The 14131-nt window shown below is 68.5% G+C and carries 12 protein-coding genes and 3 pseudogenes; 7 read left to right on the top strand and 8 right to left on the bottom strand.

What is annotated here, in order from left to right:
- Positions 1 to 109: 109 nt before the first annotated feature.
- The gene (locus A5681_RS22610; protein ID WP_067280758.1) at positions 110 to 628 is read right to left on the bottom strand and encodes a phenolic acid decarboxylase; all 519 of its coding nucleotides are present in this window, start codon (positions 626 to 628) and stop codon (positions 110 to 112) included.
- Between the two features lie 280 nt (positions 629 to 908).
- Here A5681_RS22610 and A5681_RS22605 point away from each other — a divergent pair, with 280 nt between their 5' ends.
- The gene (locus A5681_RS22605) at positions 909 to 1895 is read left to right on the top strand and encodes a GGDEF domain-containing protein (protein ID WP_231996398.1); all 987 of its coding nucleotides are present in this window, start codon (positions 909 to 911) and stop codon (positions 1893 to 1895) included.
- Between the two features lie 21 nt (positions 1896 to 1916).
- Here A5681_RS22605 and A5681_RS22600 read toward each other — a convergent pair whose 3' ends face one another.
- Genes A5681_RS22600 through A5681_RS22585 form a run of 4 tightly spaced genes read right to left on the bottom strand, consistent with a single transcriptional unit; the run spans position 1917 to position 6566 of the window.
- Positions 1917 to 3809: a lysophospholipid acyltransferase gene (locus A5681_RS22600; RefSeq protein ID WP_067280753.1), complete on the bottom strand. Its 1893-nt coding sequence runs from the start codon at positions 3807 to 3809 to the stop codon at positions 1917 to 1919.
- Positions 3806 to 5629, bottom strand: a complete 1824-nt coding sequence (gene fadD11, locus A5681_RS22595) for a fatty acid--CoA ligase FadD11 (protein ID WP_067280750.1) — start codon at positions 5627 to 5629, stop codon at positions 3806 to 3808. Before fadD11 ends, A5681_RS22600 begins: the two co-directional genes overlap by 4 nt.
- 60 nt (positions 5630 to 5689) lie before the next feature.
- Entirely contained in the window at positions 5690 to 6163 is a 474-nt protein-coding gene (locus A5681_RS22590) for a VOC family protein (protein ID WP_067280748.1), read from the bottom strand.
- Positions 6164 to 6176: 13 nt separating this feature from the next.
- Complete coding sequence (locus tag A5681_RS22585; RefSeq protein ID WP_067280745.1) at positions 6177 to 6566, bottom strand: MerR family transcriptional regulator; 390 nt, start codon at positions 6564 to 6566, stop codon at positions 6177 to 6179.
- A 53-nt stretch (positions 6567 to 6619) separates the two neighbouring features.
- Here A5681_RS22585 and A5681_RS22580 point away from each other — a divergent pair, with 53 nt between their 5' ends.
- From A5681_RS22580 to A5681_RS22565, 4 genes and pseudogenes are all read left to right on the top strand, one after another.
- Entirely contained in the window at positions 6620 to 7075 is a 456-nt protein-coding gene (locus A5681_RS22580) for a PPOX class F420-dependent oxidoreductase (RefSeq protein ID WP_067280742.1), read from the top strand.
- Positions 7072 to 8001 carry an MBL fold metallo-hydrolase gene (locus tag A5681_RS22575; protein WP_067280740.1) on the top strand — a complete coding sequence of 310 codons (930 nt, stop codon included), beginning with the start codon at positions 7072 to 7074 and terminating at the stop codon, positions 7999 to 8001. The genes A5681_RS22580 and A5681_RS22575 overlap by 4 nt, the downstream gene beginning before the upstream one ends.
- A 42-nt stretch (positions 8002 to 8043) precedes the next feature.
- Positions 8044 to 8490, top strand: a pseudogene (locus tag A5681_RS22570) (nitrile hydratase subunit alpha); the annotation flags it as partial.
- A gap of 10 nt (positions 8491 to 8500) precedes the next feature.
- Complete coding sequence (locus A5681_RS22565; protein ID WP_067280738.1) at positions 8501 to 8872, top strand: thiocyanate hydrolase; 372 nt, start codon at positions 8501 to 8503, stop codon at positions 8870 to 8872.
- A gap of 91 nt (positions 8873 to 8963) precedes the next feature.
- On the opposite strand, the gene dnaE is transcribed toward A5681_RS22565, so the two are convergent.
- From dnaE to A5681_RS22550, 3 genes are all read right to left on the bottom strand, one after another.
- Complete coding sequence (gene dnaE / locus A5681_RS22560) at positions 8964 to 12497, bottom strand: DNA polymerase III subunit alpha (protein WP_067280735.1); 3534 nt, start codon at positions 12495 to 12497, stop codon at positions 8964 to 8966.
- A 68-nt stretch (positions 12498 to 12565) separates the two neighbouring features.
- Positions 12566 to 12997 carry an SRPBCC family protein gene (locus A5681_RS22555; protein WP_067280733.1) on the bottom strand — a complete coding sequence of 144 codons (432 nt, stop codon included), beginning with the start codon at positions 12995 to 12997 and terminating at the stop codon, positions 12566 to 12568.
- Between the two features lie 108 nt (positions 12998 to 13105).
- Positions 13106 to 13912, bottom strand: a complete 807-nt coding sequence (locus A5681_RS22550; protein WP_067280731.1) for an SDR family NAD(P)-dependent oxidoreductase — start codon at positions 13910 to 13912, stop codon at positions 13106 to 13108.
- On the opposite strand from A5681_RS22550, the pseudogene A5681_RS27255 reads away from it, so the two are divergent.
- Together A5681_RS27255 and A5681_RS27250 are read left to right on the top strand one after the other, a co-directional pair.
- Positions 13809 to 14021 (top strand): annotated as a pseudogene (locus A5681_RS27255) (oxidoreductase); the annotation flags it as partial. The gene A5681_RS22550 and the pseudogene A5681_RS27255 overlap by 104 nt on opposite strands.
- 4 nt (positions 14022 to 14025) lie before the next feature.
- A pseudogene (locus tag A5681_RS27250) lies at positions 14026 to 14131 on the top strand (SDR family NAD(P)-dependent oxidoreductase); the annotation flags it as partial.

The raw sequence follows: 14131 nt of genomic DNA, 5'->3' as shown, positions 1-14131 counted from the left end.
CCTCAACACGATCCGCAGGCTTCAGCTCCACCGGAGGCGATGCGATCGAGGACATAACCCCATCATCGCAGGGGGGTATGACAAGTCGCTGCCGTCAAATCCGCGGCGGTCAATTGCTGCGGTCGGCCCAGCCCGGTGGAAGCTGGTCGGGGGCCACGTCGATCACCGATTCGTCGTCGACACCGACACGCTCGAACAGGGTGATGTAGGCGAATTCGGGCACGATGAAGATCGGGTAGGTCGGTCCCTCGTCACGGTAGGCGCGCATCTGGTCGAGATGCTCGTTCTGGAAGCACACTGTGCGGTCGCCGTGCAAGCGGATCCACTGGGGAAAGAAGATCACGCCGTGGATTCGCCGCTTGCCGGGCATGACGTTGACGGCCACGGACGTGCCCGTGGGCTCGGTCCACGAGATCTTGTAACTGTCGTCGTCGAGCTGCACCAGGTCGACCTCCTGGCCCTTGACCCACCGTCCGCCGACGTGGCCGGAATGGATTCGATAGTCGATGGTGTGGTCGTTCTTGACATACATCTCGTAGCGCCAGCCATTGGCGTAGGTGTAGATGAACCGGCACCCCACGATGCCCGATAAGTCTTGTGGCGGAATGGGATTGTCGACGGTGGTCATGGGAGCTTCCGTTCGGTGGCCGGTTGGACGGGTCTGGTCACGAGGTTACCGACGCTCGGTCGCCCACGTTCTCCTCGACGTGCGCCGCGCGACCGTCGCCCTCCGAAACCGCGAATGGTTCCCGATTCCGCCGGCGCTCAGTAGCATCACGTAGTCGAAGGTACGGGTGAGGGGCCTCGCGATGCACTGGATGGGCGTGTGGTGGCGTCAGCCCGACCACTACGAGTGGTTCTCGGACTACCTCGACGCGCGTGGATTGAAGCCGTTCGTCCGCTACCTGATGGTCGCCATCCTGTCCATCCTGGCGGCGGCCACGCTGCTGATGCTGACCAGCCCCTCGGGTATGCAGAACCCCCCGCGGCGCATCCTCGCGGCGGTGTTCGTCGCGTGCCTGGCCGGCATGGTGCTGGTGTGGGTGCGACGCTGGCCGAAACGCGTCGAATCACAAGTGTTTTCGGTGGTGGGCACGGTCGGCATCGCCGCCATCTGCGTGACTGAGGCCGACCCGCGCAGCGGAATGCTGAGTTGCGCGGCATTCGGCGGCCTCGCGGGCTATGTCGCGTTTTGTCACTCCGCCCGGCTCCTGGTCTTCACGCTCGGCACCGCTTTGGGCGCGGCGGCAGCGTGCGCCGCGCGTATCGCCACGTCCGGTGACGCACCGATGGCGGCGGCCAACTTCCTGTTGCTCAGCGCGGGGATCCTGGCGGTGCCGTTCTGCGGGCAGGTACTTGTGCACTGGCTTTCGGTGGACGCACTGAAATCCTCGACCGATCCGCTCACGGGCCTGCGCAACCGCAGGGGGTTCTATCGAGCCGCTTCGAAGCTGGTGGCTGTCGATGGGCGCACACCGTGCCTCAGCGTGCTGATGGCCGATCTCGACAATTTCAAGCGAGTCAACGACACGTACGGTCACGCGACCGGGGACCGCATCTTGGTGTCCGTGGCCGACAACCTGAGGCGGATCGGCAGCGACAGAACGGTCATCGCTCGGGTGGGCGGAGAGGAATTCCTGGTCGCCGAGATGACCGGAACGGGGGAAGCCCTTCGGACCGCCGAAGCGATGCGCCAGGCAATTGCCGACACGCCCTGGGGCGTCACAGCCAGCCTGGGCGTCAGCAGCTTCCCGCTGCGCGCACCAGCCGAAAGCGTCGACCGGCACACCATCCAACGCCTCGTCAATGCGGCCGACCTCGCGATGTATGAGGCCAAACGTGCTGGCGGCAACCAGGTTCGGCATGCCGACATGCCGGTACCACCCGCGCGCTGAGGCGCACCGGCATTACGCCGACTACCGCGTGCCGGCCAGCCAAGCGATGGCGTTGACCCGCCGAACGGCCATGGCGATCTCGTCGGCGAACTCGCGGCGCCGCTGGCCGACGTCGACGTCGGAGAACCCGTCCACCAGCTCGCGATGCCGGGCCAGCCGCAGCGCGGTCTTGAACAACTCCATCGACCTCGACTCGGCGCTGGCGATCCGGCGTTGCAGCTCCCACTGCTTGCCCACCTCGAGGCACTCGGCGAGAAACGCCTCCTCGTCGAACGATTCGTCGTCGAAGGCGGCCAGCCGGTCGGCGACGATGTGGTAGGCGTCCAGGAAGGGCCGCAGCACCAGGTGCGCCAGCAACAGGTCGGCCTTCTCCAGCAGGCCGCGCACGTCGGCCGCGTTGGCCGCCTTGCTGGTGTCCTCCACCCGCCCGATCAGGCGCACCTCGTCGGCGAGCTCCTTCTCGAATTGCGCACGCGCCGAGAACAAGAACTCGAATTTCAGCAGCTCGCGCAGGCGCAAAGCCTCGTCGCGCACTGTCGTCGGTTCCACCAAACCGTCCACCGAACCCTCGGCGTCCTCGATGGCTGCCAACAGTGCCGTCTCGGCGATGGCGCGGTCGACCACGATGTGGATCGCGGTGTTGCGGTAGAAGGCGGCCACCAGGTGCTGCTCCGCCCCGATGCCCCAGACCGGTTCGGTGCCGGCGTCATAGACGCTGACGACGCCGGAGGCGACCAGCTGATGCAGCGTCCAGCGGATGGTCGAGCGGTTCGTCAGGTCGGCGGCGCCGGCCACGGACCAGTTCCGCGCCGCGATGTAGCTCGCCAGCGGTCGCACCGTGGCCAGCACCTCGCTGATCGAGAGCGAGCGGTCGGCCCCCAGCAGCGCGAGGCTCACCACCGCCGTCGGGGTGACCGGGGTGGCGCGGTTGATCCGGTGCTCGACGTCCAGCGCGATGCGTTCGATCTCGGTGCCCGTCCCGGACTCCTCGGCGCGTAGCTCTTCGAGGCGCTTGCGCAGCGGCAGCGGTTCGCCGAAGTCCAGGTAGGCGCGGCCGAGCCGCTCGCCCTGCTGGCGCGCCAGCCGGACCAGGAAACGAAAATCCTCGGGTCGCTTCGTCGCGCCGTAGGCCTCGGTGGTCATCGCCTCCACCTCGTGCAGTTGGTCGTACACGATCGAGGTGGGCACCAAATAGACTTCCGGGCCGTCGATTTCGTCGACGGCGTCGCTGATGTAGCGCAGGATGCCGTACACCGGGGGCCGCAGCTTGCCGGTGCGGGTCCGGCCTCCCTCGATGGACCAGGTGAGGTTGGCGTGGTTATGCACCAGCTGCGCGGCGTAGGCGCGTAAGACGAAGCGGTACACCGGGATGTCTTTGGTCTGGCGCCGGATGAAGATCGTGCCCGTGCGCTTGGCCCACGCCCCCATCGGGAAGAAGTTCAGGTTCGCCCCACCGAAGGTGAGCGCCGGCGACAGCCGGTTGGCCTGGATCACCTCCGGCAGCAGCAGGCCGTCCAGATAGGAGCGATGCGAAAAGGCAAAGGCCAGCGTCGCTTTGCGATCCAACTTGCGCAGCTGCGCGATCTGGTCCTCGTCGACCAGGACGTCGTAGGCCCGCATCAGCCAGCAGCTGAAACTGCGCCACGCTCGAACCGCCCGCTCGTCCAGCGACGGCGCCATCTCCCGCAGGTAGCCGGCGGCCTCGGCCCGCACGCCGGGCAGGTCGCGCCCCAGCTCGGCGGCCAGCGCGCCCAGCCGCTCGTCGAACCACGGGGCCGCGAGGAGCTGGACGACCTCCACCGGATCCGTCGCCAGCGGTGTCGTCGATTCCTCGACGATCCCGGTGCGCTGCAGCAACTTTCGCATCCCCGCCCGACCGAACTCGCGGGCGGTCGCCCCCGGACCGCCGCTCATGCCGGCTGCACCGTCGCCGCCGACGGCTCGTGCACGTCCGGGTGCAGGTCGGGCGCGTAGAGTTCCTCGATCTCGTTCGCGTACTTCGCCAGGATCGGCTTGCGTTTGAGCTTCATGGTCAGCGTGATCTCGTCTCCCCCGGGCTCCCACAGTGACGGCAGTATCCGGAAGCGCTTGATCTGTTCGACCCGGGACAGTTTGGCGTTGCCCTCGGCCACCCCCGCGGCGATGCGGGCGATGACCTCCGGGTGGGCCGCCAGGGCGGCGGGCGACGCGTCGTCCAGGCCGTGTTGCGCGGCGTACGGCCCGACCGACTCGGCGTCGAACACCATCAGCGCCGAGTTGTACGGTCGCCCGTCACCGATCGTGATCATCACGCCGACCATCGGGCACGCGGCGAGCACGGTGTTCTCAATGTTGGCCGGCGACATGTTCTTTCCGGCGGCGTTGATGATCAACTCCTTCTTGCGGTCGACGATCCTCAGGTAGCCCTCGTCGTCGACCTCGATGATGTCGCCGGTGTGCAGCCAGCCGTCGGCGTCGATGGCCTCGGCGGTCTTGGCGGGTTCCTTGCGGTAGCCCTTCATCACCAGCGGGCCGCGCACCAGGAACTCGCCGTCGTCGGCGACTTTGCCCTCGAGCCCGGGCAGCAGCTTGCCCACGGTGCCCAACCGCGCGTCGCGGGGATGGCTGACGCTGGCGACACAGCTCAACTCCGACATTCCCCAGACCTCGGCGATCGGAATGCCGATGCCGAGAAAGAACGCCAGGGTCTCCCGGGGGATCGGGGCCGCGCCGGAGACCGCCCAGCGCAGTTCGCCGAAGCCGAGCCGCTCGCGCAGCTTGGACAGCACCAGTTCGTCGGCCTGCGCCCATTCGGCGGCGAGCTCGTCCGACATCGGTTCCCCGGCGACCAGGGCGGCCGACCGCTTGCCGGCCACCGACATCGCCCACTGCAGCGCCTGACGCTTGACCTCGTCGGTCTCGCTGCCGACGGCGAATTCGATTCCCGCCTTGAGCTTTTCCCACACCCGCGGCACCCCGCCCCACACCGTGGGTCGCACGTCGGGCAGCGCGGCGGCGATCGCACGGACGTCCGAGACGACCGTGACCTGGGCGCCGAAGACCTCCAGGCCGTACAGGCCCATCACGCGGTCGGCGATGTGCGCGGTCGGCAGGTACGAGGTGACCCGGTCACCGAACTGCGACGGGAGGACGGCGTTGAGGGCATACGCCTCGAAAAGCAGGTTGGCGTGGGTCATCTCCACGCCCTTGGGGTTGCCGGTGGTGCCGGAGGTGTAGATGAGCGTGACGACGTCGTCGGGCCGCACGGCCCGCCAGGTCGCCTCGAAGTCGAAGCCCTCCTGCGCGGCGGCGTACACGTCGTCGACCGACAGGGTGCCCGGCGGCGAACCGTCGATGCAGACGATGTGCTCGATCGGCGCGCCGCTGGCGCGGATGCGGTCGACGTATTGCTCCTCGCAGATCGCGACCCGCGTTCCCGCGTTGTCGAACAGGTAGGTCAGCTGTTCGGCGGGCAGCGTGTTGTACACGGAAAACGATGTGGCGCCCAGGTGTTGGGCGCCGATCTCGAACGGGTAGAACTCGATGCGGTTGGCCATCATCAGCGACACCGTGTCGCCGGGCCCGACGCCCAAGCCGGCCAGGCCGGCCGCCACCTTGCGCACCCGCGCCGCGAGCTCGCGCCACGTCATGGTCTGGGTGTTGCCCGGGGTGCGCAGCGCGACGGCGTCCGGATCGATCGACGCGTTGCGTGCGAACGCCTCGCATAGGGTGACGGGACGCTCGGCGGTGGTCATGGGTGTCCTCTCAGCTGTGCCTTCGTGAGCGTACGTCCGTGACCGGAGACGCGGAATGGATCACGCCGGATCCGGGCGCCAGAGCTGTACCGTGCTCGAAATGCCGGCCGGCAACTCCAGCAGTTCGATGGGTGTGCCATCGGGGTCGTAGATGAAGAACATTCGCACCCCGCCGATGTCGACGGGCGGCTCGGCCCGCACGCCGGGATGCTCGCGCCGCACCGCGTCGTAGGTGGCATCCAGGTCGTCGACCCGGAACGAGACGTTGGTGTAGCCCAGGTGCGGTCCGCTCGGGCACTCGGGGACGGCGCCCAGCGACAGCAGTTCGACCATCACGGAGCCGATCAGGCCGCCGACCATGCGGCCCCGTTGCGCGGCCCCGCCGGTCACCGAGTCCAGACCCGCGCCGTCGAGCTCGACGTCGAAGACGACGTCCATGCCCAGCACCGCGGTGTAGAACGCGCGCGACGCCTCGATGTCCGAGACGCCGATGCAGACGTGGGAGAAGTTGCGCACGGCGATGGGCTGGGTCATGGAGCTCCTTTGCTCAGGCGGGCAGCGCGGTGTGAATCCCGCACGTGCACGCGGCGATTGAGGGACACGTGCAGCGCATCCCCCATTCGATCACGGCACGAGCCCGGGCCAGCGCCTCCATCTGGGCATCGATTTCGGCCAGCTTCGCCTCGGCCACCGCCCGGCTGACGGGCCGCCCCGGCGCGTCGTCGGCGAACAGCAGCTGGATCTCCTCCAGCGCGAAGCCGGCCGACTTGCAGAGCCGGATCACCTCGAGCCGGGCGAGCACCGAGTCGTCGTAGCGGCGCTGCCCGCCCAGCCGGCTCGGCGCGGGCACCAGGCCGATCTGTTCGTAGTAGCGCAGGGTGGTCGCCGCGACGCCGGCTTGGCGCGCCACCTCACCGATCGTGAGCCGAGCATTCATCGGGCCTCCTCGACGCTTGACTTAGAGCCAACTCTAAGTCGTTGACTGGGGGCATGGACACAAATTCACTCGACCGGCTGGGCGCGGCGCGCTACGCGCTGCTCCGAACGTTCCGCCGCGACGGCACCCCCGTCGACACCCCGATCTGGTTCGGGCTGGACGGCGGCGCGCTGGTGTTCCGTACCAAGCGCGGGCCGAAGACGAACCGGCTGGCCGCCCGCCCCGACGTCGAAGTCACCGCCTGCGACTATCGCGGCCGGATTCGGCCGGGCAAACAGCCGGCGTCCTGGGTCGCGGGCCGCGCCACCATCCTCTCCGGCGCCGAGGCCGAGCGGGCCAACCGCGTCCTGCACCGGCGCTACGGCTGGCAATGGAACATCGTGCCGCTGATCAAGGTCCCGGGCGTCACGAACGTCCACCAGGACCTGTGCGTGCGCGAGAAGTTGCGCCGCGCGCGCGACCGCGGTGTGTGGGCCGACAGCGTCATCGTCCGGGTGGAGGTGCCATGACGCACGACCCGGTCCGCTCCCCCACCCTGCGCCAATGCTGCGCCGCCGCAACCGGATTGGCGTGGGGCGCGCTACGCCCGAAGCGGCCCGACGAGAGGTTCCTGCGCGGCGTGACCGACGCGGGCCTGCCCTCGCCCCGCCGCACCGTGACGGTGACCGCGCTGCCCCAGGTGCCGCGCTCGGTGCCCACCGCGGCGATCGTCGAGGGCACGTTCGCGCCCGCCCGGGTGGACAACGCGATGACCTCGTTCGTCGTCAGCCACCCGGACGCCACCTTCATCGTCGATCCCGCCGTGTGCCGCGACGTCGAGCGCCGCGCGATCGCCCAGCTGCCCGCGGTGCTGCGCGTCGCGGTCCGCCCGCCCGCCGACACCGTCCCAACCGTCACGGCCCTGAACCGGCTGTCCGAGGCGCCGGGACTGGACTTCGCGCTGCCGACGCACGCCCACTGGGACCACGTGTCGGGTCTGCTGGACCTGCCGGACCTCCCCGTTCACCTGCACCGCGTCGAGCGGGACTGGGTCGCTTCCGGCGCCGTGGCGCCGGTCGGGGGTGTCCGCGATTCGCTACGCGGCCGGCCCGTCGTCGACTACGAGCTGGACGGGCCGCCGGTGCTGACCTTCGCCCGCAGCCACGACCTGTTCGGCGACGGCTCCGTGCTGCTGGTTGACCTCGCCGGACACACTCCGGGCAGCGTCGGGGTGCTCGCCCACACCGTACGCGGGTGGGTCTTGATCGCGGGCGACGCGGCCTGGCACTGGCTGCAGATCGAGAAGGTCCGCCAAAAGGCAAGCTATCCAGGCGTTCTGGTGGACGAGGATCGCGACGAAGCCTTCCGCACGCTGCAGCGGCTGCACCTGGCGCGGCACACCGTGACGATCATCCCCACCCACGACCATCAGGCCGCGCTGGGGTTGTCCGCGTAGCCGCCGCCGACCCGCACGGTGGGACGCGAGGGTGGTGCGACCGGCATCGACTGGCTCCACCCGACCGGCTTCGGCACACCCAGCGACTTCACCGCGCTGCACATCCTCGAGGACACCGAAACCCTGCACCACGTGATCGTGTGCACGCTGTGCTCGTGCTACCCGCGTCCGCTGCTGGGCAACTCCCCCGAGTGGTACCGGACGCCGAACTATCGACGCCGCATCGTGCGATGGCCCCGCCAAGTCCTCGCCGAGTTCGGCCTGTATCTGCCGGAGGACGTCGAAATCCGGGTCGAGGATTCGAACTCCAAACACAGGTTCCTCGTCCTGCCGCTCCGGCCGGCGGGGACCGACGGGTGGAGCGAGGAACAACTCGCCGAGATCGTGACCCGCGACTGCATGATCGGCGTCGCCCTGCCCAAGCCGGGTGTCACCTCCAGCGTCGAACGCCCCGTGCATCCCGCGGTGCGCCCCGCGGAGAACTACTGAGGGCCTGGCGATGTCCACCGAAATCGACGTCACCGCCGTGCGGGTGCCGACCCTGGAGCAGGTTGCCGAGCGCGACCAGGTGTGGGCGCGGATGGCGGAGAAATATGGCGTGAGCAATCCAGTGCCGCCCTGGAAGTCGAGCCTCGACGGGATGTGTGAAGCGCTCGACAGGCAGGGAACGGCGCTGGAGCTTTTGATGCGCCGGACCGACGAGGATCGCCTCGGCGAAGGGCGTTACGCGGCCCTGCCGTATCCGGAGAGCCAGCTCGTCGCGCTGGCGCACTCCCTGGTGGCCCGCAACGTCATCGACGAGGAGGCGCTGGCCCAACGCATGGAGGCGGTCCGAGCGCGGCTGCAGGCCGGCGACGCCGGTGACGCCTGATGCCGCGACGGCCGGCCCGCGAGTGTGCGGCTGGTTTCACGCTCGGCCGCGAGTGTGCGGCCAACTTCACGCTCGGCGACTAAGGCGCCGGCTAGCCGCCCAGGCAGCCAGGGCCGAGCAGCTCCTTGAGGTCGCCCATCAACGCGGGCGAGGGCGTCACCCGCAGCGACGGGTCCAGCTCGAGGGTGGTGATCCGGTCCCCGCTGATCAGCCGCAGATGCACCTGAGCGGTCCCGGGGTGGCGCGCCAGGACCTGCTTGAGGGCGCTGACCTTGTCGATGGTGCACTGCCGGGTCGGCAGGCTGACCGCGATCGGCCGGTTCGGCTGGGCGTTGGAAAAGTCCGGCACCACAAGCTCGTTGGCGATCAGGCTGATCCGGTCGTCGCGGATGGCGACCTTCGCGTTGATCAGCACCACCGCGTCGTCGGCGATGTCGGCGCCGTAGGCGGAGTAGGCGTGCGGGAAGAACATCACCTCGATGCCGCCGGTGAGGTCTTCCAATTGCGCCGACGCCCAAGGCATTCCGTTCTTGTTGACCCGCCGGTTGACCGACGCCAGGATGCCACCCACCCGCACCTGGGTCTCGTTGGGGACGTCGCCGTCGAGGATGGCCGGGATCTGGGTGTCGACCTGGGCGGCGAGCAGGTGCGCCACGCCGTTGAGCGGATGCCCCGACACGTACAGGCCGAGCATTTCCCGCTCCAGGGCCAGCTTGTGTTTGTCTTCCCATTCGTCTTCGGGCACCTTGATGGTGAACACCGATTCGGTGCAACCGTCGTCGCCGCCGAACAGGTCGAATTGGCCCATCGCCTCGGCCTTTTTGGTGCCCAGCACCGAATCGACGGCGTCGGTGTGCACCAGGAACAGGCCCTTGCGGGCATGGCTGAGCGAGTCGAACGCGCCGGCCTTGATCAGCGACTCGGTGACCTTCTTGTTGCACGCCGAGATGTCGATCTTGTTGAGGTAGTCCGAGAAGTCGGTGAACTTGCCCTTCTCGTTGCGGGTCTTGATCAGCGAACCGACGACGTTGGCGCCGACGTTGCGCACCGCGCCCAGGCCGAAGCGGATGTCCTGGCCGACCGAGGCGAAGTTGACCAGGGACTCGTTGACGTCCGGCGGCAACACCGTGATGCCGAGTTTGCGGCAGTCGGCCAGATAGACGGCGGCCTTGTCCTTGTCGTCGCCCACCGACGTCAGCAGGCCGGCCATGTATTCGGCCGGGTAGTTGGCCTTCAGGTAGGCGGTCCAGTACGACACCAGGCCGTAGCCGGCGGCGTGCGACTTGTTGAACGCATACCCGGCGAACGGAAGGATGGTGTCCCACAACGCTTTCACCGCTTTTTCGGAGAAGCCGTTGGCGGTCATGCCCTCGTAGAAGCCCTTGTACTCCGCCTCGAGCACCTCGAGCTTCTTCTTGCCCATCGCCTTGCGCAGCGCGTCGGCCTTGCCCATCGTGTAGGAGGCGACCTTCTGGGCGATGAACATGATCTGCTCTTGATAGACGATCAGACCGTAAGTCTCCGAGAGGATCTCGCGCAGCGGCTCCTCGAGCTCCGGGTGGATCGGCTTGATCGCCTGCCGGTTGTTCTTGCGGTCGGCGTAGTCGTTGTGGGCGTTCATGCCCATCGGGCCGGGGCGGTACAGCGCCAGCACCGCGACGATGTCGTTGAACTCGGTGGGCTGCATGCGCCGCAGCAGGTCACGCATCGGCCCGCCGTCGAGCTGGAACACCCCCAGCGTGTCACCGCGGCCCAGCAGCTCGTAGGTGGGCTTGTCGTCCAGCGGCACCGATTCCAGGTCGAGGTCGATTCCCCTGTTGGCCTTGATGTTCTCCAGCGCGTCGCCGATGATCGTCAGGTTGCGCAGGCCCAGGAAGTCCATCTTCAGCAGGCCGATGGCCTCGCACGACGGGTAGTCCCAGCCGGTGATGATGGCGCCGTCCTGCGGCCGCTTCCACAGCGGGATGGCCTCGGTGAGCGGCTCGCTGCTCATGATCACCGCGCAGGCGTGCACGCCGGCGTTGCGGATCAGACCCTCCAGCCCGCGCGCGGTCTGGTAGATGGTGCGGACGTCGGGATCGGTTTCGATCAGGCCGCGCACCTCGGCGGCCTCCTTGTACCGCTCGTGCGCCGGATCGGTGATGCCCGACAGCGGGATGTCCTTGGCCATGATCGGCGGCGGCAACGCCTTGGTGATCCGGTCGGCGATGGCGAAGCCGGGCTGGCCGTAGTGGATTCGCGCCGAATCCTTCAGCGCCGCTTTCGTTTTAATGGTGCCGAAGGTGATGACCTGGGCGACCCGGTCCTGGCCCCACTTGTCGGCGGCGTAGCGCACCATCTCGCCGCGCCGGCGGTCGTCGAAGTCGATGTCGATGTCGGGCGCCGACGGGCGCTCGGGGTTCAGGAACCGCTCGAACAGCAGCCCGTGCGGGATGGGGTCGATGTTGGTGATCCCCAGCGCGTAGGCCACCAGCGAGCCGGCGGCCGAACCGCGGCCCGGCCCCACCCGGATGTCGACCGAGCGTGCGTAGTTGATCAGGTCGGCGACGATCAGGAAGTACGACGGAAAGCCCTTGTCGCAGATGACCTTGATCTCGTACTCGGCCCGGTCGATGTAGTCCTGTCCGACGCCGTCCGGGAACCGTCGCCGCAGCCCGGCCATCACCTCGTGGTGTAGCCAGGACGCCTGGTCGTGCCCCTCGGGCACCGGGAAGATCGGCATCCGGTCGCGCGGAGTCCACACGTCGGCATAGGACTGCACCCGCTCCGCGATCAGCAGCGTCGAGTCGCACGCGCCGGGGATCTGGGAGTCCCAGAGCTGGCGCATCTCGGCGGCCGACTTCAGGTAATAGCCGTCACCGTCGAACTTGAACCGGTTCGGATCCGACAGCGTCTTGCCGGTCTGCACGCACAACAGCGCCTCGTGGTTGTGGGCCGCGTCGCGGGTGACGTAGTGGCAGTCGTTGGTCGCCAGCGGTGGGATGCCCAGTTTGCGGCCGATCTCCAGCAGGCCCTCGCGGACCCGCTGCTCGATGGACAGGCCGTGGTCCATCAACTCGAGGAAGTAGTTGTCGGCGCCGAAGATCTCCCGCCACTTGGCGGCGGACTCCAGCGCCTCCCGGTCGTGCCCCAGCCGCAGCCGGGTCTGCACCTCACCCGACGGGCAGCCGGTGGTCGCGATGATGCCCTCCGCGTGCTCGGCGATGAGCTCGGCGTCCATCCGCGACCACTTGCCGAGCTGGCCCTCGAAGGACGCCAGCGACGACAGCTTGAACAGGTTGCGCAGGCCGGTGGCGTTCTCCGCCACCATCGTCAGGTGCGTATAGGAACCGCTGCCGGAGACGTCGTCGGACTTCTGGCCGGGATCGCCCCAGGTGATCCGGCGGGTGTCGAAGCGCGAACCCGGCGCGATGTAGGCCTCGACCCCGATGATCGGCTTGATCCCGGCCTTGGTCGCCACGTTGTAGAACTCGCTGGCGCCGAACATGTTTCCGTGGTCGGTCATCCCGACCGCGGGCATCCCCAGCCGCTCCACCTCGGCCAGCATCGGCGTGATCTTCGCGGCCCCGTCCAGCATCGAGTACTCGGTGTGGTTATGCAGGTGCACGAAGGACGACTGGTTCATAGGGACGCCAGTCTATGACTGAGGACCGACGGGTTTCGGGCGTGTCGCGAAGTGTGTCTCGAGCGGTGTTACCCGTAGCGCTCGACGAAGTTCTTCAACGACTTCTGCACATCCCCCTTGACGGCCCGCGCCGCCGCCGAGCCGACCGGGCCGAACAGGGGACGCCCGCCCAGCTCCAGCCGCAGGCCCAGCGTCGATCCCTGGTCGGCGGCCCGCACGGTGAGCGTCACGGCGTACTTGGCGCCGCCCTTTCCCGACCCCGAGAGCGCGACCTCGTGCGGCGGATCCCACGTGGTCACCGTCCACGTCACCCGGTTGCGGAAGCCCTTCGCCCGGGCCACGCCCACCACCTGGACGCCCTCGCCGAGCTCGTCGGGCAGATCACTGCGCCACCCCTCGTGCATCACCAGCCAGTCGCCGAGATCCGCGAGGTCGGAGACGTGATCCCACATCTCCTGCGGGCTCATCGGCATATCGGCGGTCAGATCAACGGCGGCCACACCATTCCTCCTTGCTCCTCCGCCAACGCCGCGCTGGCGTGTCCCCCGCAAGCGGGAGGTGCCCCCAGCTCGGCGCTCGATGCCACGCTGGCGTGACACCCGGCGAAACTAGCGGTTGGGTCCCCCACGGAAGCGGTTACCGATCCGGATTCCGGGCAGCAGCAGGCTGCGCGGCGCGAACCGGCCACCGGTGCTGACGACCTTGGGCACGACGCCGGGCACCACCGTGCGCCGGCCGGACAGCATGCCGCCGATCGCCGCCTCGGCGACGTCGCGCGGCGAGACCTGCGCGATGGGAATGCTGAACCGCTCGGCGTTGGCGATCTCGGCCCACTCGGTCGGCACCGGCCCGGGGCACAGGCAGGTGACCGACACGCCCGTCCCGTGCAGCTCCTCGTGCACGGCCTCGGAGAACGTCTGCACGAACGCCTTCGTCGCCGAGTAGACCGCCATGTAAGGCACCGGCTGGAAGCCTGCGATCGACGCGATGTTCATCACCGCGCCGGCCCCGCGCTCGACCATGCCGGGCAGGGCCGCGTGGGTGAGTTCCATCAACGCCAGCGCGTTGAGGGTCACCTCCTCGCTTTCCCGCTCGAGCGGCAGCTCGTGGAACACGCCGCTGGTGCCGAACCCGGCGCTGTTGCACAGCCCGGCGATGGGCTCGGCCCGCAGCCGGTCGGCCAACTTCGCCCGGCCCTTGGGATCGCCGAGGTCCAGCGGCAGCACCTCGACCGCCACCGAGTATTCCTGGCCCACCTCGTTGGCGAGCTCGTCGAGGCGCTCCCGGCGCCGCGCGACCAGCAGCAGCGGGAAGCCCCGCCGGGCCAGCCCGCGAGCCAGTTCGGCGCCGATGCCGGACGAGGCGCCGGTGATCACGACGGTGATGGACCGGGTGCGCAACCGCGCGTTCGCCATGTTCGGTGACTCCGAGGCCGCCAGGGGTGACGAATCACCAAGCGATTCACCGCAATTCGACAAACGAAGCGAGACGTTTGTGCGGGCGACCCGCGGGATACATTGGTGACATCATGAGCCTTCCCAAACCCGACATTCAAACCACCGTCGTGATCACCGGCGCCTCGTCCGGCATCGGCGCCGAACTGGCTCGCGGGCTGGCCCGGCGGGGCTTCCCGC

It is taken from the genome of Mycobacterium scrofulaceum (assembly GCF_001667885.1).
GTDB lineage: Bacteria > Actinomycetota > Actinomycetes > Mycobacteriales > Mycobacteriaceae > Mycobacterium > Mycobacterium scrofulaceum_C.
Note: the sequence above shows the minus strand (reverse complement) of the source record. Positions and strands in the feature narration are given on the sequence as shown.